This is a genomic window from Chryseobacterium sp. D764, assembly GCF_019317325.1.
Lineage (GTDB): Bacteria > Bacteroidota > Bacteroidia > Flavobacteriales > Weeksellaceae > Chryseobacterium.
In genome coordinates this window covers 3,845,001-3,867,930 of sequence record NZ_CP079219.1, presented here as the reverse complement: position 1 = coordinate 3,867,930, position 22,930 = coordinate 3,845,001, and the positions used below count along the sequence as shown (strand labels likewise).

The following is a 22,930-nucleotide window of genomic DNA, read 5'->3' as shown; positions in this document are numbered from 1 at the left end:
AGATAAATACATGAAAAACTGGATTCCCCTTCTTTTATTGCTTCTTGTCTTATCATCCTGTAAGACCCGTACCAAAGTTCAAAATGATACAGCTCAGACACGGGACAGTATTACTACAACAGTGGATAAAGACAATGGAAATCCAAAAGATGTAAACCAACCGGTGAGAGACAAACTCACTTTTTTCGAACATGTATTGATTCCACCCAAATTTGAGCAGATCAAAATTGACAGCAAAGTTCGGGTAGAAACGGGAAGCTATGTCCCTACCCTGGATGCTACTGTCTATATTGAAAATGACAAAAAGGTATGGATGAATCTCAGAGCTTTATTCATCAATGCGGCCAGAGGTATTGCGACTCCTGAAGGAATAAAAGGCCAGGATAAGATCAACAAAACCTATATAGATTCAGACTTTGATTATCTTAATAATTTACTGAACGTTAATTTCATTGATTATAAATCTTTGGAGAAAATCCTGTTAGGAAGAACTTTTGTCAAAATAAATGACAGACAATTTGATCTGACACAAAATGCACAAGGCTTCAAAATGGTTTCTAACATCAATCAGAAAATTACGACAGATGAAAAAAACAGGGAATATAAAATTGCACTTCAATACGACACTAATTACGATTTATTATCCGTCAATTTAAAAGATATTCTGTCTTCAGACGAACTTGATGTTTCCTATAGTGACTGGAATGAATATGAAGGAATCCGTCTTCCAAAAAATGTTAAAATAATTATAAAAGGCTCAAAATCTAGTCAGATCTTAATGGAAAATACGAAATTTGACTTTTCGAGGATGGAAACACCTTATTCTGTACCATCCAGTTATAAGAAAATTGAGATTAAATGATTAAAAAATTTAGCTTTTTAATAGGTGTTTTGATGTTTGGACTGCACCAGGGACAGCAGAACAAAGAACAGCTGCAGAAGCAGAATGCCGAACTTAAAAAACAAATTGCACAAATAAATTCCGATTTAGCCAAAACCAGAAGTGAATCTAAGCTTTCTGTAGCTTATCTTTCCAATGTGAACCAAAAATTGGTTTTAAGAGAGAAGGTATATAATAATACTCAGAAAGAAAAAAGATTCATTGAGGATGATATCTATTTACGTCAGCTGGAAATCAATCGTCAGAACAAAGAACTGGCTGTATTGAGAAAAAACTATGCTGAGGTTTTGGTGAATGCTTATAAAAATAAAGGTGTACAGAACAAAGTAACTTTTATTCTTTCTGCCAAAAATCTAGGAGAAGGTATACGTAGAGTACAGTACCTGAAACAATACTCAGATTATCAGGATAAAAAAGCAGCTGAAATTACCAATGCTGCCAACCTGATCAAGAAAACAATTGCACAAAGACAAAACTCTGTAAAAGAGAAAGCAAACCTTCTGGTAAACCAACAGAAGGATTTGGCTACGATCAATGCTGAAAGAGCTCAAAAAGAGCAATTGGTAACTGATTTTAAGAAAAACGAATCCAAACTTACCGCTGAGCTTAAGCAAAAACAAGTTCAGTCTAAAGCACTGGAAGGACAGATCAGAGCTATTATTGCCGAGGAAATCAGAATTGCTAAAGCAGAGGAAGAAGCGAGAAGAAAAGCAGAAGCAGAAAAAATACGTCTAGCTAAAATAGCCGCCGAAAGAGAAAAAGCAAGAATTGAAGCAGAAGCTAAGGCAAGAGCAGAAGCCCTTGAAAGAGAAAGAAGACTCGCTGAAGCTGAAGCTAAGAGAGCTGCAGATCTGGCGGCAAAACGAGCTGAAGAAGAAAGAAAGCGTAGTGAAGATGCTGCCAAGGCAGAAGCCAATGCAAGAGATGAGTCCAGAAGAATAGCCGCTAAAAAAGCTTCAGATGAAGCCAATGCAAGAGCTAAAGAAGCTGCTGATAAATTAACAGCTGCAAGAGCCGCAGAAGCTGCCCTTACGAAGAGAAAAGAAGAAGATAAAAAGGCTGCTGAAACAAAAGCAATGACAAGCTACGGAGTTTCCTCCGCTACCGGAAACAGCTTTGCAGACAATAGAGGAAGACTTGGATATCCTGCAGACAGAGCCGGACAAATCACCCACCGTTTCGGAAGACAGCAGCACCCGGTTTTCAAAAATATCTCTGAAGACAATACCGGTATTAAAATTTCTGTGCCTTCAGGTACACGTGCTAAATCTGTATTCCCAGGAACTGTATCTTCGGTTGTAGCAAGCAGTGATGGTACCAAGACCGTTATTATCAAACACGGAGGGTATTTTACTATTTATTCCAACTTATCCAATGCAAATGTTTCCAAAGGACAGCAGGTTTCATCAGGAACTGCAATAGGTACTATAGCCCAGGATTTTGATGGCGCTTATACTCTTGATTTCCAAGTATGGAATGGAAGTACACCAGTTGACCCATTAGGTTGGATTTCATATTAAAAAAAGTGTAACTTTGCAAAAATTTTAAGAGATGAATACACTAACAATACTTGCCTTATCTTGGCAACACATCCTTATCGTAGCAATACTTTTAGTATTACTTTTTGGAGGAAAGAAAATTCCGGAATTAATGAGAGGAGTAGGTTCAGGAATCAAAGAATTTAAAGATGCGGTAAAAGAAGAAGACAAGACAGGTTCTGAAAAAAAACCAACTTCGAACGATAATAATTCTCCAAGCAACTAAAATTCCTTAGAATTAATGAAATTTACTGAGACTGCATGGAAAGTCTTCAATCAAGCTATTGAAGACTATCACGTGTCTGATGACGTTAACACTCTAATTAATAACCCGTTCGAAAAAGATACTTTGGAACGGATTTTGTATGCAAAGAACTGGATTGATACCGTTCAATGGCATCTGGAAGATATAATTAGAGATGAAAATATTGATCCGGCTGAAGCTCTTCAACTCAAGAGAACAATAGACGCTTCCAATCAGAAAAGAACTGATCTGGTAGAATATATTGACGGCTGGTTCCTTACTAAGTTTGAAAATATAACTCCTAAATCTGAAGCAAAAATAAATACAGAAACTCCCGCTTGGGCAGTAGACAGATTATCAATTCTTGCATTAAAGGTTTATCATATGTCGTTAGAAGCGAATAGAGAATCGGCTTCTGAAGAACACAGAAACAACTGCCAGGCTAAACTGGATGTTCTGCTTACTCAGAAAGAGGACCTGTCAACTTCTATTAATCAGTTGCTTGCTGATATTGAGAACGGTAACGTTAAGATGAAAGTATACAAACAAATGAAAATGTATAACGATGAAAGTCTTAACCCAATCCTTTATCAAAAAGGGCAACAGAAATGAAACGACTAATTTTTCTTGGAGTACTTATCATATTAACATCTTCCTGTGCAACGGAAAAGCTAAACCTTTCCCCGTTGTCAAATAATTTTTATAGTGATACCAAAGGTTCTGATTCCGACAGAGGCTCAAAGAAGAATTTTAATATCAATATTAAAGAAAATGTAAATGCTTCTGAAATTTCAAATATGATCTCCACTTTTCCCAAGTTTAAAAACAATGGGTTGAACGATGAGGTTACCAGTTTGAAATACAGCCTTCAGAATTATTTATATGCTATTGATGCCAGTAATTCTGCCGGTAAAAGCAGAGCCCTTAAAAGCTTTGAAAAATCATACAAAAAAATTCAAAAGCTAAGACAAAATCTTGACAGAGATGACGATGAAGTTCTCAACAGATATCTGGTTCGTTTAAAAACCAATATCTCTGTTATTGAAGATGCTTTGCCAGGAAGTTAAAAACTAATTGAACAACTATCAATGATTAAAATTCAGGCGGAAGCCAATGTTCCCACAGAACACGGTACTTTCCGAATGATAGCTTTCTCCGAAAACGAAAACGACTGGATGCCTCATATGGCCATCGTGGCTGAAAATACAGATTTTTCAAAGCCTGTCAATGTTCGTTTCCATTCAGAATGTATTACCGGAGAAGTTTTCCATTCAAAAAAATGTGAATGCGGCCAACAATTGGATGCTGCAATGAAATATATCCATGAAAACGGTGGAATTATCATCTACCTTCGCCAGGAAGGAAGGAACATCGGGATCATCAACAAGCTGAAGGCATATTCCTTACAGGAAAAAGGTTTGGACACCGTACAGGCCAATCTTGAACTGGGACTTCCTGCAGATGACAGAAATTTTGGAGTAGCCATTGAAATCCTGAATCTGTTGGAAGTAAAAGACATCAACCTTCTGACCAACAATCCTGAAAAGGTAAGATATGTTGTAGACAGCAACATTCACCTTAATTCAAGAGTACCGCTACAGATTCCTGCGAACGAAATGAGCAAAGGATATCTGCAAACAAAAAAAGATTTCTTTGGACATCTTCTGGATGACAATGATAACTAAATAAAACAAAAGCTTCAGAATTTCTGAAGCTTTTTTATTTTACCTTACTACCTTGGAAAACTGTCATTATTCAGACCACAAATTTCACACGGAAAACACTCAAATAGGGCTTTAATTTAGCAACACCTGGCTTTCTTCTATACTATCAATAATGCTCAAATTACAGCATCTTATAAAATCATTTATAATCAGTCATTAACAAATCAAAAGCCCCGAGATTTCTCCCGGAGCTTTTTTAATTATAAAAAACTGAAAAGATATTCTAAATTATTTAGTCTTGATTTTAGACTCGTCAATATTGTAATATTTAATTACACTCTTGTAATCGTTGTAATCTACTACATTACCTTTAGCTGCTTTTGCTCCACCAGTACCCGTTCCATTAGCAGGAAGAATAAGTACTCTGAAATTTTTATTCTGATAATATGACGGATTAGCCGTTAAACTAAACGCAGCAGTAGAATTAATATTAATGGTAGCAGCAAATTTACTGAATTCATAAATATAATCTACAGCATCATTATTCGCATTACCTACATAACGGGTATATGGAAGAAGTTTCCAGATAGGAGAACCTCCGTCAGTTCCAACCTGCATATAAATAAGGACCATATCGGATTGTACTAATGGGCTGTTGAAATCATCAGTCCATCTGTACAGATTATCATCCACCTTAGTAAAACTAGGACTTATATCAAATGACTGGTTTATCGTATCATAATCTGTTCCCTGTACTACAGTATCATCACTATTATCACAACTGTAAGCTGTAAATCCAACAGCACCCAGGAATAAAAAGAGAAGTATTTTTTTCATTTCTTATTAAAGTTTAGTTATTATTTATATTGCGTATTCAAATCATATACCAAAAATCTCAAAAACTTTGTTTTCCTCATTTTTTTAATTGTATTTTTGTTCTTATTCAAAAAGTCATGAAGAAATTATTATATACTTCACTCTTTATTGTCGCATTGATAAGTCCTAAGGTGAACGCCCAATATCAGCCTAAAAATGCTTCTAAGGAAGATTTGAAAAAGGCTCAGCAATGGGTTGACAAAACTTATAAAAATCTTTCTCAGGATGAAAAACTAGGACAGCTTTTTATTGTGGCACTTTACACCAATAAAGGAGAAGACTATATCAGCCAGGTAAGAAACATTGTTGCCAATGATAAAATAGGCGGTCTGATCTTAATGCAGGACGATGCTGCAAGAGAAATCAATCTGGTCAATGAATTTCAGCAAAAATCTAAAGTTCCTTTGATGATTGGTATGGACGCAGAATGGGGACTGTATCAGAGAATAGCAACTGCTCACAAATTTCCATGGGCCATGACATTGGGTGCTATCCAGGATAAAAACCTTGTGTATCAGATGGCTGTAAAAATTGCTGAGGATTGCCACAGAATGGGAATCAACTGGGATTTTGCTCCTGTAGTGGATGTTAACACCAATCCTAATAATCCAATCATCGGCAACAGAAGTTTTGGTTCTGAAGTAGATAATGTAATCAGCTCTGCCCTATCCTATTCTAATGGCCTTCAGGACAACAATATCTTAGCAGCTATTAAACATTTCCCTGGCCACGGAGATACCAGCACAGACTCACACCTTGACCTTCCAGTGGTTTCCCACTCAATGGAAAGGCTTAACACCATAGAACTGGCGCCGTTCAAAGCGTTGATGAATAAAGGAATCGGAGGAGTAATGGTTGCCCATTTATATGTTCCAAGCTTAGAATCAGGAAAAGGAATCCCTGCTTCCGTTTCTAAAAACATCATTACCGGATTGCTTAAAGATAAGCTGGGTTATAAAGGTTTAATCATTACCGATGCATTAAATATGGGTGCTGTAGCGAATAAATACAAGCCGGGAGAACTGGATGCTATGGCTTTTAAAGCTGGAAATGATATTATGCTTTTCTCACAAGGTGTTTCTGAAGGTAAAAAACTGATTCAAAAAGCTATTGATAAAGGAGAAATTCCTCAGTCCAGAGTAGAAGAAAGTGTAAAAAAAATCTTATTGACTAAGTATTTCCTTGGTCTTACTCAATACACTCCAAAAAATCCGGAAAACATCAATGCTGATTTAAATAACAATTCTCATATCCAGTTGGTACAGAATCTTTATTCCAATGCACTGACTTTATTAAAGGATGAAAAGAAATTACTTCCTCTTACAGGAAAGCAGATTTACTATGTCCCTTTGGAAGAAGCCCCTTACCAGACTTTTGCCAACAGATTAGGTAATAACGTAATCATCAAAAAAGCAGGAGAAATAAATACGATTCCAGCAGGATCAACGGTCATTGTCGGATTCCATAAAGATAATTCAACAGCTTACAAACCTTATAAAGTTTCAGCAGAATCTAAGCAGGTTCTTTCTGAGCTTGCCAAAAATCAAAATGTAATTCTGAATGTATTCGGAAGTGCATACGCATTAAAGGATATTGACCTTTCAAAAGTTTCAACAGTTCTGGTTTCTTATGAAAACAATGATGATTCAATGAATGCCGCAGCTGATGCTTTAAACGGAAAAACAAAAATATGGGGGAAACTTCCTGTACTGGTTAATGATCAACTGAAACCAGGAATGGGTATTGATCTTAATGCGGTTACCTCAGTAAAATAATACAACATCAAAACAACAATAATCTAATGAAAATAGGCATACTTTGCTATCCAACATATGGAGGAAGCGGAATTGTAGCAACAGAATTAGGAATGTCTCTTGCCAATAAAGGATATGAAGTGCATTTCATCAGTTCTGCACTTCCTGCAAGATTAGACATTACCAACCCGAATATTTTCTTCCACAGGGTAAATGTTCAAACCTATCCGCTGTTCCAGTATCAGCCTTATGATATTGCGCTAAGCTCGATGATCTACAGGGTTGTTAATCTATATAAACTGGATCTTCTTCATGCACATTATGCCATTCCGTATGCGTATGCGGCTTTTACAGCAAAGCAAATGCTTCAGGAAGACAATAATGATATTCCACTGGTAACTACCCTGCACGGTACAGATATTACGCTTGTAGGCCAGCACCCGAGTTATAAGCATGCTGTAGAATTTTCAATCAACCAATCAGATGCTATTACCTCGGTTTCTGAAAGTCTGAAAAAAGATACCCTTCAGTTTTTCAACATCAAAAAGGAAATTCAGGTGATTACCAATTTTATTGACAATTCTGAATTTGATGACTGCTCTGAGTGTCAGAGAACACAATTTGCCAATCCTGATGAAAAGATTCTGATCCATGTATCCAACCTTCGTCCTGTAAAGCGTGTGGATGAGGTACTTCAGATCTTTAAGAATGTGGAGAAAAAGGTAAAATCCAAACTGATCATCATTGGTGAAGGTCCCGATATGGAAAAAGTCAATCAGTTTTTAGAAGAAAACCCAGATCTTATTTCCAAAATCCGTCTTTTAGGAAAGGTAAATGATTTGTATAAAATCTTACAGCTTTCAGACGTATTTCTTCTTCCTTCCGAACAGGAAAGTTTCGGTCTGGCTGCTTTGGAAGCAATGGCCGCCTATACTCCGGTAATCAGTTCCAATGCAGGAGGAATTCCTGAGGTGAATATTCAGGGAGAAACAGGATATCTTGCTGAAATCGGAAATGTGGAGGCCATGAGCAACTACACCATCAAGCTGTTGAGCAATGATGAACTTTTAACCAAAATGAAGCAAAACGCGAAAGATCAGGCTATAAAATTCGATTTGAAAAACATTCTTCCTATCTATGAGAAAATGTATAGAACGACTATAGAAAACTTTAATAAGGAGCTGACGAAAGTATAATATTTCTATTATATTTATCGTCACACTTATGACGGAAAAACTACTTCAATATCTTTGGAACTATAAGGTTTTCAAAAATTTTGACTTCAAGGATATTGAAGGAAATTCCGTTGAAATCATCCATTTCGGAAAATGGAATAAAAATGCTGGCCCTGATTTTCTGAATGCTAAAATAAAAATCAACGGCTTACTTCTCGCAGGAAATATAGAACTGCATGTTCGTTCTTCAGACTGGATTTTCCACAATCATTCTCAAGATCCCAATTATCAGAACATCATTCTGCATGTTGTACTTCAGCATGACATAGAAATTAAAGAACTTACCGGAAAACATGTTCCAGCTCTGGAGCTGAAAAATCATATCGATGAAAATATCATCCAGAAATATGAAAAACTCATTAATGGAAATGAATTTATTCCTTGTGAAAATATCTTTAATCCAAAAAAAATACCGCTGAACTTCCACGAAGAGAATATTCTGAAAAAGCTGGATGAGAAATCCCTGGAACTTGAGCGGAATTTAATTCAGTATAAAAATAATTTTGAAGCCGTATTGTTTCACAGTTTCGCCTATTCATTTGGATTAAAAGTAAATGCTCATATTTTCCGGCAGATTGCCGAAAGTGTGGATTACAGTGTTATTAATAAAATCCGCCAGAATCCTCTTCAGCTTGAAGCTTTATTTTTCGGAATATCGGGATGGCTAGAGAATCCTCAGGATGGACAGATGAAAATATGGAAAAGGGAATTTGATTTCATTAAAGCCAAATTTTCGATTTCGGATCTGAAGTTTCATCCTAAGTTTTTACGGTTAAGACCACCCAATTTCCCTACAATCCGATGGTCTCAGATGGCAGACCTTTACAAACATCAGAATCTATTTTCAAAGATTATGGAAGCCAGAAATGCGGATCAGCTGTATACTATCTTTAAAGCTATAAAAGCCTCTGAATACTGGGATTTTCATTTTAATTTCGGAAATATTTCAAAAGTACAGCCTAAAACACTGAGCAAGGATTTCATTGATCTTCTTATTTTAAATACTGTTCTTCCTTTAAAGTACACTTATCACAAATACCATCGGGAAGAGATTGCAGATGAAATTATTGAACTGTACAAAACTGTTTCAGCTGAAAAAAACACGATCATTAATGGGTGGCAAAAGCTTGGACTAAACATTACCAATGCACTCGAAAGCCAAAGCCTGATCTATCATCATAAAAACTATTGTGAAGCAAAAAATTGTTTAGCCTGTGGCATTGGATTTAAACTTTTAAAAGAATAATTCTCTTTATAGATAACATCATACAAAAACCTTATCAAAAAAATTCCTTAACTTGCAGTATTGGATTTAAACTTTTAAATAACAATCTGGAAATGCTGAGTAATATCCGTCATAAAATGGAAAGAGAATGGTTTGGTGTACTAACAAGAACGGGGGCCAAACTGGGAATTCCTGTATCTAAATTGAGAATCTTCTTCATTTACTCGACTTTTGCCACAGCCGGTTTTTTCTTTCTGATCTATCTGGGATTGGCATTTACACTTTGGATTAAAGATATTTTCATCACCAGAAGACCTAGTGTCTTTGATTTATAAATTATGGAATTTTTACCGATCACTTCTGCTGAAGATCATAGAATTCAGGAAATCTATGCTTCTTACACCACTACTTTTCCTGTAGACGAACAAAGGGATAAAGAACAGTTTGAGGGTTTATTTTCAAACCCTTATGTAAAGTTCATGTCTGTTGTCCATGAGTCTGAAGCTATTGGCTACCTTATCTTGTGGGAGCTTAGCACTTTTGTTTTTGTAGAGCATTTTGAAGTATTTGAAGCATTCAGAAGTAAGAAACTGGGTTCTCATATCATCAATCATATCTCAGAAAACTATCCGGGGGTTATTTTAGAAATTGAACCTGTAGATTTGAGTGAAGATGCTGCAAGACGTTATTCTTTTTATCAGAGAAATAATTTCAGTCTGATTGACGATACTCATATTCAGCCAAGTTATGGTGAGGGGAAAAAGTCTTTGAATTTATGGCTGCTTGCTAATTACACTCCTGAAAATGTGGAGGAAGCAAAAAAAGAAATTTACAATATTATTTATCACTAAAAATATAAAACGCCGGAATTGTTTTCCGGCGTTTATTGTTTTTTTAACCACAAAAGTTTTAAACAAGTTTTAGTTTACTTCGTACTCAAGTTTTATGGTAATACTGGCTTCTTTTTCTTTGGAAGAAGTATTGAAAGTTCCTCCATAGGAATAGTCTTCATTAGAATTGGGGGCTGTAATCTGGATTACTCCCATTGTTGCTTTCTTCAGATTTCCCAGGCTGCTTCCAGAATTCTCAGCAATTTTTTCAGCACGTTCTTTGGCATCTTTTGTCGCACTGGCAATCATTTCCTGTTTCACGGTAGCCAGTTTAGTATAAAAATAGGCTGGTGAAGAAGAGGTGAATTCAATTCCGCGATTGATAATTTCCGTAATATTTCTGGATAGGTTTTCTATTTTTCCTACTTCTTTACTTTCAATAGAAACTTTTTGGGTAAGATTATAACCTGAGAATTCTCCCTGTACGTAATTTCCATTGGTATCATTATAACTTCTGAACTGTTTTTGGATATCTACGGAAGAAAATACAATCTCCTTCTGCTGTATACCTTTTGAAAGCAGATAGTCATTGATTACTTTTCTGTCTGTCGCCAACTCATCATAAGCCGATTTCAGATCAGCATTATTTTTGGAAAAACTTCCGGACCAGGTGATCAGGTCTGATGTAAACTGTTTGGTACCGAGGCCTGTTACGGAAATTGTATTTTCAGATTTGTTTCTGTTTTTAATGGCGTTTCCTAAAAATCCGAGCCCGATTATGAAACCCAGCGCGGCTATAGCTACTGCAAAAATATTTTTATTCATAAAACTTGTGAATTTGGGTTGTTGTTACACTGAAGATTGTATCAATTACCATTCCAATATTTTAAGATTTTTTTAACATTTCAAAGATAAAGATTGAAAATACAACTTATTCAGCATAGCTAGATATTTCTCTCTTCAACTACTTTTGGTTTTCTTTCAGTCTTACGATAAAAAGAGGTACTGTTTCTTCTAACCTCAGCATTACTCCTGAAAGATTTTTTGCTTTCACATAGGTTCGTACCTGAGGTTTTGCTAAAAATGAAAACTGAATAAATTCTGAAATTCTGTCGGCGGGGATTCCGGCTTTTACAAAATAATCATCATCTATCCTGTCCCGAATCCAGGCAACATGTTCCTGAAGATCATCATATCTATATTGTCTTTTCTGTCTTCTCGCTTTACCACTTATCAGATCATAAACTCCCTGAACATTCAGATTTCCTAAAAGTATCGGCAAAAGAACACTCTTCACTTCGGCTGGTTTTTCTCTCATTTTTCCAACCGGCTGTGGAAGCCCTACTGCATCTCTCACCTGTTCTCCTTTATCTACTTTTGCCACAATCCGTGAATCTGTTTCCAGATCTCCCGTTAGTTTTTTTACAATCTTCACTTCTCCTACATCTCTCGGAATCTGATAAAGAGTAATAAACAGCGGAGAATTAACACCATTGGTAAGAACTCTTCTGGATGTTCTGTTGAAGTCTTCTTTTACAAATCTCAGTTCATCATTCGGATTGGCTTCTATAGAGAACACCCCTTCTGAATCAGAATATACCTTTTTGTCGGAAGACATGTTGATAACAATCACTTTACTTAAGTTTTCTCCATTATCATCCACTACCCGTCCTGTTACGGTCTGCTGAGAAAAAATAAAAGTACTGCACAGAAGCATAAGGAAAAGAAGAAATTTTCTCAGCCCAAATGTTTCAATATTTTCAGTCATATACCCCAACTTTTATTATTCTTTAGTTCCCTCTAATTTATTCGTTTTGCTGTATTCCGCGAATGCTGTTTTAAGCTCATACTCTACAACACTTATCTGAAAATCCTTCCTGTATCTCTTTGCCAGTGAACGTGTTTTTTCTGCATACAGGAGGAAGGTATCTATCTGTTCCTCATCCATTCCGTATTTTTTCAGAAAATTCAGGTTGACCTGATTTTTTACTCTTTTAAGGAAATCCTGAGTTTCAGTGTAATTCGCTTTGGTAATTTTAGGTTTTGTTGCTTTCTTTACCAATCCTGATACAGCATTAAATACGCCAAACAGGTTTACCTGCCCTACATTAAAATCATGTCCTGTAAAAGTTTTTGAAATGGTATTATTTGGTAAAGGCTGATTAAGCGGACTTTTCATATAATCCTCCATATCAGATTTTAACGACTGAAGCTTTTTTGATTCATTCAAATGCTGATTATCTTTCGCTAAATTTCCTGTAGGCTTATAGGTAATTTTCACTTCAGGAATCTGGATTTCCATTCTTTTGAGAATAATATTCAATGGAGAATTCATTTCTTCGCTGGTAATCTTTTTATCAACACGGTAGTATCCTTCTTTAACAAATCTGATCTCATCATTTTCTTTTGCTTCAATCTCAAATGTCCCGGACATATCACTTAACATACTTTTACCTTGTGAAATATTGACAATGAGTACAGGTGTTAAATCCAGTTCGTTCCCCGTGATCACTTTTCCTGATATCTTTTGCTGCGCCCATAATCCCGAAGTAATACAAAAAAGCGCAAGAAACAGAATCTTTCCGATACATTTTATTTTCATCTATCTTTGAGTTTGTGGAGCACGGTAGGATGAAATTCTTGTCAGAACAAAACGTTGGAACCTGTTCAGATCTGCATCACTGCAAAATCCGTATTTCAGTATTTTTTTTCTCTCAAAACCACCTGCAAAAACATAATAAATAAAATGGTCTATCAGAGGTTTTTCGATCTTAAGATTGGTAAAATAATCATCTCCGAGACTCGCTCTGATGTATTTCATCAAATCTACGTCATCCCATTTGTTTTTCACTTTTCCTATAGAGAATCCCTGCCCTTTTGGCTGTACAAATTCCCCCGGCTTGGCTGCCAATATTCTCGGGTCAGATTTCTTAGCCATATATTGGTCCATATCTTTGAGTAGCTTTTCAACCTTTTTAGGCTTATTGTAGAGCTTTGAATCTATTTTAAGATTGCCGGTAAGCCCCTGTTTCACTTCCACTTCAGGAATCTGAATGGTTTGGCGAACAAGGCTTATATTCATAGGAGATTGTATATTTTCCTGAGAAACATTCCTCGTGAGTCTTTCATATCCTGCTTTGATAAAACGTAATTCATCCCCTTGTCTTCCGGAAATCATAAAATGACCGTCTCTGTTGGAAACTACGATTTCATCAGTACGGATATTGATTACATTCACATCTTCCATTTCAGCACCATTTTCAGATGTAATTCTTCCGAATATATAACTTTGGGCATGGGTATGTATAAAAAAAATAAAGGATAGAAAAAAGAATAGTTTGAGTTTCACTGGCTGTTTTTTATAGAGCAAAGCTAAAATTATTTTTAATGTATACCATAAGTTTAACCACAGTTAACGCGTTTTAATATTTCTTTTTGATTTTTGCCTTCTAAACTGTTAAATAGCCTGATTAAATTGTTAAAGTTTCTTTTAAATTTTAGCTAACTTGCAGTCTCAATTCTCTCTTTACAATGCAAAATTCTTACACAGTCATCAATGCTTCTGCCGGATCCGGGAAAACATATGCTCTGGTACAAAGGCTATTGATGATCTGTCTCCGCTATCCTAATCAACAGCAGTCGATCAGGAATATTCTCGCTCTGACTTTTACGAATAAGGCCGCGAACGAGATGAAGGAAAGAATTTTATCATGGTTAGGAAATTTTTCCGCTAAAGACTATGCAGAGAATACAGATCTGAAAAATATCCAGAAAGCATTTGAAGAACAGGGATTGAAAATTACGATTGATGAGCTGCATCACCGTTCTAAGAAACTGCTGGATTACGTTCTCCACAATTATTCCACATTGAATATCGGAACTATTGACCGTTTTAATTCAAGGCTGGTAAGAAGCTTTTCTTATGAATTGGGACTGGCTAAAAATTTTAATCTTGAAATTGAAGCTGAACCCTTTTTGATAGAAGCCGTTGATAAGATGCTAGACCAGATTGGGGAGAATGAAACGATCTCCAATTCTTTCATGGACTATGTAGATTATAGTCTTGAAAACAATGAAAGAATTAATCTTAACAAAAACCTTTATGATTCGGCAAAAGAATTTGTAAAGGATATTCACTATGAGCATCTGAAAAGCAATAAGAGTTTTGACGATGCCAATTACGAGAATATAAAGAATACACTTCGTAAAGAAATTGTTCTCAACAAAAAACAGTCTGCAGAACTGGCTGCAAGTTCTATTGAATTATTCAAATCCAGAAATATTGATATTGAAGATTTTGCTCAGGGTAAAAACGGAATTGGAGGTTTCTTTACTAAAGTCATAGATTTTTACCAACAGAAAAGAACCGGATTTCCTTTTCCTACTACTCAGGAAGAGTCTGTCATCAATAATTACAGAAAGGGAGCATCTTCCAAGTCAAAGCATAAAGAGTCTGAGATTTTTGAGATTCTTGACTCACTTCTTGATAACAGAATGAAACTTATCCTTCTGTACATTGAAACCCAGAAGAAAGAAAAAGTTTTGTCGGCTCTTCTTCCCTTAAAGGTAAATAAGGACATTCAGGATGAGCTTCAAAAAATTGAAGAGGAAAATGATCTTGTTCTTCTTTCTAAATTTAATATTCTGATCAATGAAAATCTTAAAAATGAACCTTCTGCTTTTATTTATGAAAAGGTAGGATCACAGTTTCAGCATTATTTCTTTGATGAGTTTCAGGATACATCAGAACTGCAGTGGCAGAATTTTGTTCCGCTGAGAGATCACAGTGTTTCTACGGAATATACTTCATTTACTTTAGTGGGTGATCCCAAGCAGAGTATTTACAGATTCCGTGGTGGAGAGAGTAAACTGATGCTGGATATTATCAACAAAAAAGAATTCTCACCTAAGGAAGCTGATCTTCTTGTGTTAAAGGACAACTGGAGAAGTGCCAGAAATATTGTACAGTTCAACAATGAGCTGTACCGTTTCCATTCTGAAGGACTTTTGGAAGAACATAAGAATATTTTCGGAGAAGATGCCGAGCAAAGTCCAAAATCAAAGTTTGACGGGCGTGTAAAGGTGAACCTGATCGACAATCTTACGAATGAAGAGTTCTACAATGATACTTCAGAAAGAATGCGGAAAGATATTCAGGAATGTCTGGACAATGGCTTTAAGTTTTCTGACATCACTATTCTTTGTCGTGGAAATTTTGATATTTTCAGCTACTCTCAAAAACTGGGAAGTTTAAAAGTTAAATATCGCGGTGAGGAAACGAATATTAAAACGATTTCCGATAAAGGTCTTACACTGGAACTTTCCAATACATTAAAGGCTGTGATTGAATTTCTGCGATGGGAACTTAATCCTAAGAATAAACATTGCCTGATTATGATGATGTATCATCTGAATACATTGGGAAAAATTCATATGCCGGATTTCACTTTAGAAATGAAAGAAATTCTGGACATTGAAGGTCATGAAGAAATACTTCAGTTTATTAAGGAGAAATATTCACTGCAGCTTAAGCAGGATAATTTTCCAAGGTTTAATCTATATAACTTTATAGAATATTACATCAACGAATTTTCTGTTGAAAACAAAGAAACCGACTTTTTACTGAATTTCCTGGAAATGCTTTTCAACTTCACGCAGAATGCGGGTGCCAGTACGAAGGAATTTTTGAAATATTGGGATGAAGAAGCTTCTTCTTACACCATTCAGGCTTCGGAAAACATTGATGCCATTCAGATCATGACCATCCACAAGTCTAAGGGACTGGAGTTCCCAATTGTTTTTATTCCTATGATGAACAAAAACCGGGATAATGAATTTACCAACTGGTTTGATACAAATGAAAATGAAGCTTTAAAATCCGTGAACATCAATCAGTTTAATAAGAATCTGGAAGTTTATGATGAGGAAATTCTGTTTTTTAACAGTAAAAATGCTTATAAAAACATGATTGACAGGCTATGTCTGCAGTATGTTGCCACTACCAGACCCGTTGAGCAGCTGTTTTTCTATCTTCAGAAAGCCAATAAGACCTCTAATAATCTTGAGCTTCTTGAATTCCTTCAAACAAAAAATACTGAACAGTCTGATGAGTTTGATGTGTATGAAGTGAATCCTGAACTGCTGAAAAAATACTCGAAAGATAAAAGTTCATCTTTTAAAACGCAGAATATTCAGGATCTTAAGAATGTTAATGAAAAAAGTACATCTATCAAGATTGCGACACCGTCTAAAAACTATCAGGTACGAAATGAAAAGGTAAGGATCGGGCTATTTGTTCATGAGCTTTTATCAAAAATCAATACTGAAAAAGATATATCAAAGGTGCTGGAAGGCTATGCGCTGGAAGGCCAGATTACACTGGAGGAAAAAAATGAAATACAGCTTACATTAGAGGAGATCGTGAAGACTTATGCAGAATTCTTTGATGAAAAATGGGAAGTGATCAATGAGAAAGACATTATGATCTCTGAAAACGGGGAAAGTCATATCTTCAGGCCTGACCGTATTTTAAAAGGTGAGGAAGGTTATATCATTGTTGATTTTAAAACAGGTGAACAGAAAACCAAAGATGAGGCACAGGTAGAAGGCTATAAAAACATTCTTGAACGTCTGGGGAAAAAGGTTCTTAAAACTCAGATTATTTATCTTTAAATTTTCCTATTCAGATAAAAAAAATATAAAACCGCTATTCTATCGGATAGCGGTTTTATATTTTTAAGAAGTTTCGGTCTTAAGCTGTTGTAGCAGGAACAAATACTCTCTGAGACAATTCCTGGTCAAAAAGGTATAGTGCTGATGGATTATCACATACCATTTTGATTTTCGTTACGTACTGAGAAGCGCTGGCTTCTTCTTCTACCTGTTCGTTGATAAACCACTGCAGGAATGATGTTGTTGCAAAATCTCCTTCATCGTTTGCATTTTTTACAATATTGAAAATACTTTTAGTTACTATTTTCTCATGTGCCAATGCTTTCTCAAAAATATCCGTAGCATTTTCGAACTCATGTGGAGGTTTTGGAATTTCTCCGATGATAATTTCCCCGCCTACATCATTCAAATAATCAAACATTTTATCTGCGTGCATTAATTCTTCTTTACTCTGTACTCTGAAATAGTTGGCAATTCCATCCAGATCTTTTCCAGAAAACCATGCAGACATTGAAAGATAATATTGAGCGGCGTATTGTTCGTGGGCTATTTGTTCGTTAATTAATTTTGCAATTTTTTCGCTAACCATAAGTATTAAATTTATAGTCAAAAATAAGGAATAAAAGCCCGAAATCAAAGGTTTTAAAGAAAATTAATACAAAAAGGATGGAAAAACATCCATCCTTATCACATTAAAAAACTAAAATTACAGGCTGCTATTTTACATCAGCTGCTCCAGTATTCATCGGCTTTTTCATCATTTTTCTTTCTTTCATTGCCATCTTCATTTTTTCTGCTTTTGCTTTTCTGTCAGCCTGCCATTTATCATATTGCTCAGGGTTTAGAATTTTTTTCATGTCAGCATCCATCTGTGCTTTCTTGGCCATCATTTCCTGCATTTTAGCTTGTCTGTCTCCTTTATTTTTCTCGAACTCAGCTTTTCTTTCAGCATTTCTTTTGTCCTGAAGGGCTTTTACCTGCGCTACCTGAGATTGGTTCAGATTAAGGTCTTTTTGCATTTCTGCAAGACGTTCCTGTTGTTTCTGCTCCATTTTCTGCTTCATTTCAGCGCCTCTTGCCTGTCTGTCTTGTGGAGTTGTAGTCTGTTGTGCCATTGCAAAACTTCCCATTCCGATAAATGCTATTGCTAAAACTAATTTTTTCATCTTTTTAAAATTTAATTAATTGTTATGTTGTTATTATACCTTTTTGATTATTAATTAAAACAGAAGTTAAATTAACAAATTCATAAATAATGTTAAATTTTAATAAAAATAAATCAATAAATAAACAAAAAAAAGGACAGATTATAAAAACCTGCCCTTCACACCACTTAAATATAATATATGAAAATTAATTCTTTACTAAGCTGCCTCTAAAGCCTCCATTACCACGGTTAGAACTTTCAGATTTTTGTCTGGAGCCTCCTCCATTATTTCCTCTGAATCCGCCGTTATCTTCTCTTTTAGGAGCTTCTCTTCTCACTTCACTGTTTCCTCTGAAACCGCCTCCGTTATTACTTCTGAATCCTCCATTATTCTCAGCATTTCCTCGGGTTCCTCCACTGTTATTAGTTCTGAAACCTCCATTGTTGTCAGTATTTCCTCGGGTTCCTCCATTATCAGAATTTCCTCTGAATCCTCCGCTGTTATTAGTTCTGAAACCTGCGTTATTGTCAGCGTTTCCTCTATTCCCGTCATTGCTATTTCTAAAGCCGCCATTATTATCACGGAAGCCACCGGAGTTTTCGCTTCTCGTATTTCTGAAACCATTACCACCTCTGTTGTCTCTTCTGACAATATCAAAAGTAGGGTTATCCATTCTACGGAATCTTGATCTGTCTACTCTGTAAATATTGATATTGATATTTCTATATCTTGGCATTACAGTATATCTTGGTCCATAATATGATCTTCTGTAATTCTGGAAATATACAACCGGGCTGGAACCTCTGTAATAGTTATTTTGGAAAACAACAAATACTCTTGGTCCTAATATCCTTTCCATAGCATAAAATCTATCATAATACCATCTGTCCGGGTTATATCGGTAGAAATTATTCCATGCTGTAAAACTTGCATACAGATTATTAAGTCTCATGATCTGATCTACCTGCCAGCGGCTTAATCTGTTCTGTACGAAAAATCCGTTCCAGTCGATATTAATAATGCTTCCTCTGTAGTCGTTATAATAGCTTTGATAATAATCACTTGGATAATAGTCCTGAGGATAATTGTAATAATAATCGTCAGGGAAATAATTTCTGTCATCTTCATCGCTGTAATAGCCATCTCCATTCTGATAATAACCATCATCACCCCAACCATTGTTCGGATACTGCTGAGCTGACGTCAAAACGCCCAACCCAAAAGCTAATCCTAAAAATATTTTTTTCATCTCTATAGTCGTTAATTGGTTAATATATAGCAGAATATCTTAATTCTATCTTTTTGATACAAATAAAAAAAAGAAGTTAAATCATAAGATCAAACTTCTTTTAAAATATTTTTAACTAATTGATAATCAAGTGTTAAATTTACATTCTACCACTGTCTTTTATCCAAAAAGCAATCTTATCATTGAAAGATTCTTTCTTTTTAAGATCTTCCAGTTTTATATGCATTCTGTAACGCCAATAATGTGGGAAAACCGCAGGATTGTTGATTCTTTCATTATCAATATTTTTATTAGCGAGTTCTGCATCTGTTGCCAGAAATTCCTGAATCGGGAAAATAGCCAGCATAGCATCATTATATAAATGCTGCTTCATAATGATCTCAGCAAGATGAGGGTTCAAATCTGCAGGGGCTTTACCATACTGTATCAGCTGCTGGTTGAAATATTTTTGTGTAAGAGCAGGATCTTCTTTCCACCACTGTCTCAAGGTTGAGCTGTCGTGTGAAGATGCTGTCACTACATTCATATAGCTTGCATTCTTAGGATTATAGAAAGGAATATTTTCAGAAGGCATTCTCTGTACCTTCAAAGCAATGATAGCTAATTCGTCCATTACAATCGGTACACATGCAGGAACCATTCCCAGATCTTCACCGCAAATCAGCATTTTAGTGGCATTCAGGATAACGGGAAGTTTTTCCATTGCTTTTTCAGACCAAAGATGATCCTGTCTTCTGAAGAAATAATCGTGATACAGATCATAAATACTTTTTTGCTCCAGTTCAGGAAGATGTTTGTAAGATTCTGTATTGTACACATTGAACCTTGGGTGATAAACTGTTTTCCCGATTCTCTCTTCTGTTAAAAACAAAACATTGGCACACAGAGAAATCAATTGTTCCTCAAGCGAGCCATATGATTTCTTCTTAAAGAAATCAACCAGTTTTCTCTGGGAATCAAATTCTTCTTTGAATACATAGGTTCCGTCTGCATTGCGGTCCATAAATTCAAGAGCTTTCCCACTATCTTTTCCAAAATAGTCCCATAAAATCTGATTGTTGATAAAAGGCTTACAATACCTATCAAAATTAAACGGAATCTGCCAGGCTTTAAATTCTTCCGCAACTATAGGAACAGCCGGATAAAAGTACCCTAAAATTCCTTGTACGGCAGAAACAGGCATTCTCCATATTCTGAAGAAACCAAGAATGTGGTCAATTCTCATCGCATCAAAATACTGTTCCAGCGCTTTGAACCTGTTTTTCCACCATCGGTAATCATCTGCTTTCATAGCTTCCCAATTGTAAGTCGGGAATTCCCAGTTCTGTCCAAGTTCTGTGAATTGGTCAGGAGGTGCTCCTGCCTGAAAATCCATCCCGAATAATTCCGGCTCTGTCCAGGCTTCTACGGAATATCTGTAAATTCCAATCGGAAGATCTCCCTTCAACGAAATTCCCAGGTTATGGGCATAGTCAACAGCATCCTTCAGCTGTACATGCAATTGATACTGTACCCAGGCATGAAGCATTGAGATATCATAATCTTTATTTTTCGTTGTGAAAAACTGTAAAATTTTTCCTGCAATATATTTTTTATGGGTTTTCCACTCGTTGAAATTGGGTGTCTTATATTTGTCCCTCAATACGCAGAATGCAGAATAGGGAACCAACCAATATTCATTATCCTTGATGAATTTTTTGAAGTTTCTATCTTTGTAGATTTTATCTTTCTCTGCATAGAAAACAGCAGTAAGATATTTCCATTTACCTTCGATCATTTTTTCATAATCAATCAGGTCCAAAGCATTTAACTTCTCTTTTTCAGTTAAATACGAATCAACTAATTCTTTCGGTAAAGAATAATCAAGCTTTTCTATAGAGATATATTGTGGATGCAGAGCATAGACAGATACTGCTGCATAAGGATAAGAATCCGTCCAGGAATAATTTGCTGTTGTATCATTGATCGGAAGAATCTGAATAATACCAAGATTCGTTTCTTTTGCCCAATCTGCTAATTTTTTAATATCCGCAAATTCTCCTACACCAAAACCGTCTTCACTTCTCAAAGAAAATACGGGAACAGCAACTCCGGCATCATGATACATCTGATATCCTTTGAATCTAAAATAATGATTGGAAACAATCTGCAGAACATCACTTAATAGATTAGCTACCGTAAATCTGTTCTCTCCTGTTTCTACATCAATGACTCTGTTCTCTTTGGTATCATAAATGCAATATTTGAATTGGATAAATTCATCTTCCGGAATTTCTACAGAAGCTTCCCACATTCCGAAATCTGTCTGATGCAGGGGAATAACTTTTTCATAACTCCAGTTTCCTAAGGATGCAGTGCTTCCAAAGAGTACAATTCTCCAATCCGGATTATAAATAGGCGCTTCTATTCTGAATAAATGAGTATGTTTTTTTAAAACCGTTATTTTTTCGGGAACAAAATCATGCAACTTGTTGTAAAGGATTTTGTTGTTTAAATAGTTTTCAGGAAAATTTTTGTTATTCCATTCGTCAAAAACTATAAACTCCTTATAATTATGGGGAAAATTAAGATGATGCGAAACAAATTCCTCTCTTAATACATTGCCTTTTTCATTGACTACCCGGTATTGGTAAGAAATAGATTTTGAGAAATTGTCAACTTCACATTTCCACAAACCATTCTCAGCATAAAACATAGTATGGATATGTACTGCAGCTCCTTCTTCACCAATTACCAACTGCAAATTTTCTCCAGCTTTTACAATATATCCTACATTAAAGTATAGTTTCATCTATATTTTTTTATAAAAATACATTTTAATATCGAAAAATAAAATTTATTGAATATCAAATAATCATTAAAAAACCTTCTCAAATTGATTTGAGAAGGTCCTTATATTCTTAATTATATTTTGTAATTATCTTGTTACGAGAATCTTCTTATTGAATATTGCTTTTCCGGATTCATCAGTAATATTTACAATATAAGCTCCACTCACCAATCCTTTAAGATATACTTTCTCATCCAGCGAAGCATCTTTTACAGAAAGATCCTGAATCATCACATTTTTACCTGACATATCAAAGATATTCAGTTTAATATTACCTTTTATATTCTTATTAGCATGAACGTTGATATAATGCTCATCTACCTTTGTCGGATAAATATCCAGATTAGCTGCCACAGCATTGATACTGGAAGTTTTATCATTCACAAAATATTTACTTGCCAAATCATAAATATGCAGCCCTTGTTCTCCAGGAAGCTGCTTTGCCTGTAAAGTTGCAAGATCTACTTCATACAAGGAAGCTCCTTTAGCACTTGCAATTACAACTTTACCCTGAGCATTTACAGCGGATCCATTTACAGAATAATTATCCGGAATTCCGGTGATTTTACCCACAAATCTAGCTTTTAAATCTTTTGTTAGCACCTTGAAAACATTTCCTGAAGCTGCAAAAACATAGAAGTTATTATCTGCATCAGCAATCATATCTCCACCAAAACCAGTTTCCATAGCTGTAAATGAATTTCTACCGTTAGACGAATCATCCTTGATAATCCCAAGATCATTTACTACATATTGTCCACTTT

22 protein-coding genes (1 of these 22 running past the window's edge) are annotated in these 22,930 nt (G+C 35.5%); 12 read left to right on the top strand and 10 right to left on the bottom strand.

All coding sequences use genetic code 11. The features are described from left to right. The first annotated feature begins 10 nt into the window (after positions 1-10). Genes KYG33_RS17585 through ribA form a run of 6 tightly spaced genes read left to right on the top strand, consistent with a single transcriptional unit; the run spans position 11 to position 4,368 of the window. Positions 11-862, top strand: coding sequence for a DUF4292 domain-containing protein (locus KYG33_RS17585; RefSeq protein WP_219072139.1), 852 nt, complete (start codon positions 11-13; stop codon positions 860-862). Next, positions 859-2,421 (top strand): murein hydrolase activator EnvC family protein, encoded by a 1,563-nt coding sequence (locus tag KYG33_RS17580; protein ID WP_180565085.1) that lies wholly within the window; start codon positions 859-861, stop codon positions 2,419-2,421. The genes KYG33_RS17585 and KYG33_RS17580 overlap by 4 nt, the downstream gene beginning before the upstream one ends. Positions 2,422-2,452: 31 nt before the next feature. Next, entirely contained in the window at positions 2,453-2,665 is a 213-nt protein-coding gene (locus KYG33_RS17575) for a twin-arginine translocase TatA/TatE family subunit (protein ID WP_219072138.1), read from the top strand. A gap of 15 nt (positions 2,666-2,680) precedes the next feature. Then, positions 2,681-3,295, top strand: a complete 615-nt coding sequence (locus tag KYG33_RS17570) for a DUF4254 domain-containing protein (RefSeq protein ID WP_047382879.1) — start codon at positions 2,681-2,683, stop codon at positions 3,293-3,295. Next, positions 3,292-3,750 (top strand): hypothetical protein, encoded by a 459-nt coding sequence (locus KYG33_RS17565; RefSeq protein ID WP_047373996.1) that lies wholly within the window; start codon positions 3,292-3,294, stop codon positions 3,748-3,750. The genes KYG33_RS17570 and KYG33_RS17565 overlap by 4 nt, the downstream gene beginning before the upstream one ends. 21 nt (positions 3,751-3,771) lie before the next feature. Continuing rightward, entirely contained in the window at positions 3,772-4,368 is a 597-nt protein-coding gene (gene ribA, locus KYG33_RS17560; protein WP_077413784.1) for a GTP cyclohydrolase II, read from the top strand. Positions 4,369-4,635: 267 nt separating this feature from the next. Here the strand turns inward: ribA and KYG33_RS17555 are convergent, their stop codons facing one another. Next, a complete protein-coding gene (locus tag KYG33_RS17555) occupies positions 4,636-5,184 on the bottom strand; it encodes a hypothetical protein (protein ID WP_077413785.1) in 549 nt (182 codons plus the stop codon). A 116-nt stretch (positions 5,185-5,300) separates the two neighbouring features. On the opposite strand from KYG33_RS17555, the gene KYG33_RS17550 reads away from it, so the two are divergent. From KYG33_RS17550 to KYG33_RS17530, 5 genes are all read left to right on the top strand, one after another. Continuing rightward, a complete protein-coding gene (locus KYG33_RS17550) occupies positions 5,301-6,998 on the top strand; it encodes a glycoside hydrolase family 3 protein (protein WP_219072137.1) in 1,698 nt (565 codons plus the stop codon). 26 nt (positions 6,999-7,024) lie between these two features. After that, the gene (gene bshA, locus KYG33_RS17545; protein WP_047420302.1) at positions 7,025-8,173 is read left to right on the top strand and encodes an N-acetyl-alpha-D-glucosaminyl L-malate synthase BshA; all 1,149 of its coding nucleotides are present in this window, start codon (positions 7,025-7,027) and stop codon (positions 8,171-8,173) included. Between the two features lie 28 nt (positions 8,174-8,201). Beyond that, positions 8,202-9,458, top strand: coding sequence for a DUF2851 family protein (locus KYG33_RS17540; RefSeq protein ID WP_180565083.1), 1,257 nt, complete (start codon positions 8,202-8,204; stop codon positions 9,456-9,458). A gap of 92 nt (positions 9,459-9,550) precedes the next feature. Continuing rightward, positions 9,551-9,772 carry a PspC family transcriptional regulator gene (locus KYG33_RS17535; RefSeq protein ID WP_034695702.1) on the top strand — a complete coding sequence of 74 codons (222 nt, stop codon included), beginning with the start codon at positions 9,551-9,553 and terminating at the stop codon, positions 9,770-9,772. A gap of 3 nt (positions 9,773-9,775) precedes the next feature. After that, positions 9,776-10,288 carry a GNAT family N-acetyltransferase gene (locus KYG33_RS17530; protein WP_077413788.1) on the top strand — a complete coding sequence of 171 codons (513 nt, stop codon included), beginning with the start codon at positions 9,776-9,778 and terminating at the stop codon, positions 10,286-10,288. Between the two features lie 69 nt (positions 10,289-10,357). Here the strand turns inward: KYG33_RS17530 and KYG33_RS17525 are convergent, their stop codons facing one another. From KYG33_RS17525 to KYG33_RS17510, 4 genes are all read right to left on the bottom strand, one after another. After that, complete coding sequence (locus KYG33_RS17525) at positions 10,358-11,092, bottom strand: SIMPL domain-containing protein (RefSeq protein ID WP_077413789.1); 735 nt, start codon at positions 11,090-11,092, stop codon at positions 10,358-10,360. A 139-nt stretch (positions 11,093-11,231) separates the two neighbouring features. Further along, complete coding sequence (locus KYG33_RS17520) at positions 11,232-12,035, bottom strand: carboxypeptidase-like regulatory domain-containing protein (protein WP_228408627.1); 804 nt, start codon at positions 12,033-12,035, stop codon at positions 11,232-11,234. Between the two features lie 15 nt (positions 12,036-12,050). Further along, positions 12,051-12,869 (bottom strand): hypothetical protein, encoded by an 819-nt coding sequence (locus KYG33_RS17515; RefSeq protein WP_219072136.1) that lies wholly within the window; start codon positions 12,867-12,869, stop codon positions 12,051-12,053. Next, positions 12,870-13,616 carry a carboxypeptidase-like regulatory domain-containing protein gene (locus tag KYG33_RS17510; RefSeq protein WP_077413791.1) on the bottom strand — a complete coding sequence of 249 codons (747 nt, stop codon included), beginning with the start codon at positions 13,614-13,616 and terminating at the stop codon, positions 12,870-12,872. Between the two features lie 182 nt (positions 13,617-13,798). Between KYG33_RS17510 and KYG33_RS17505 the strand changes: the two genes are divergently transcribed. After that, entirely contained in the window at positions 13,799-16,939 is a 3,141-nt protein-coding gene (locus tag KYG33_RS17505) for a UvrD-helicase domain-containing protein (RefSeq protein ID WP_219072135.1), read from the top strand. A gap of 79 nt (positions 16,940-17,018) precedes the next feature. Here the strand turns inward: KYG33_RS17505 and KYG33_RS17500 are convergent, their stop codons facing one another. The 5 genes from KYG33_RS17500 to KYG33_RS17480 all read right to left on the bottom strand — a co-directional run. Further along, a complete protein-coding gene (locus tag KYG33_RS17500) occupies positions 17,019-17,528 on the bottom strand; it encodes a ferritin (RefSeq protein WP_047374012.1) in 510 nt (169 codons plus the stop codon). Between the two features lie 127 nt (positions 17,529-17,655). Next, positions 17,656-18,105 carry a hypothetical protein gene (locus tag KYG33_RS17495; RefSeq protein ID WP_077413793.1) on the bottom strand — a complete coding sequence of 150 codons (450 nt, stop codon included), beginning with the start codon at positions 18,103-18,105 and terminating at the stop codon, positions 17,656-17,658. 187 nt (positions 18,106-18,292) lie between these two features. Beyond that, positions 18,293-19,336 (bottom strand): hypothetical protein, encoded by a 1,044-nt coding sequence (locus KYG33_RS17490; protein WP_077413794.1) that lies wholly within the window; start codon positions 19,334-19,336, stop codon positions 18,293-18,295. Between the two features lie 139 nt (positions 19,337-19,475). After that, the gene (locus KYG33_RS17485; RefSeq protein ID WP_219072134.1) at positions 19,476-22,127 is read right to left on the bottom strand and encodes a 4-alpha-glucanotransferase; all 2,652 of its coding nucleotides are present in this window, start codon (positions 22,125-22,127) and stop codon (positions 19,476-19,478) included. Positions 22,128-22,253: 126 nt separating this feature from the next. Continuing rightward, positions 22,254-22,930 carry the 3' portion of a T9SS type A sorting domain-containing protein gene (locus tag KYG33_RS17480; RefSeq protein ID WP_077413801.1) on the bottom strand. 490 nt of this gene lie beyond the right edge of the window, so 677 of the gene's 1,167 nt are visible here — the last part of the coding sequence; its start codon lies beyond the right edge, outside the window — the gene reads right to left on this strand; the stop codon is at positions 22,254-22,256.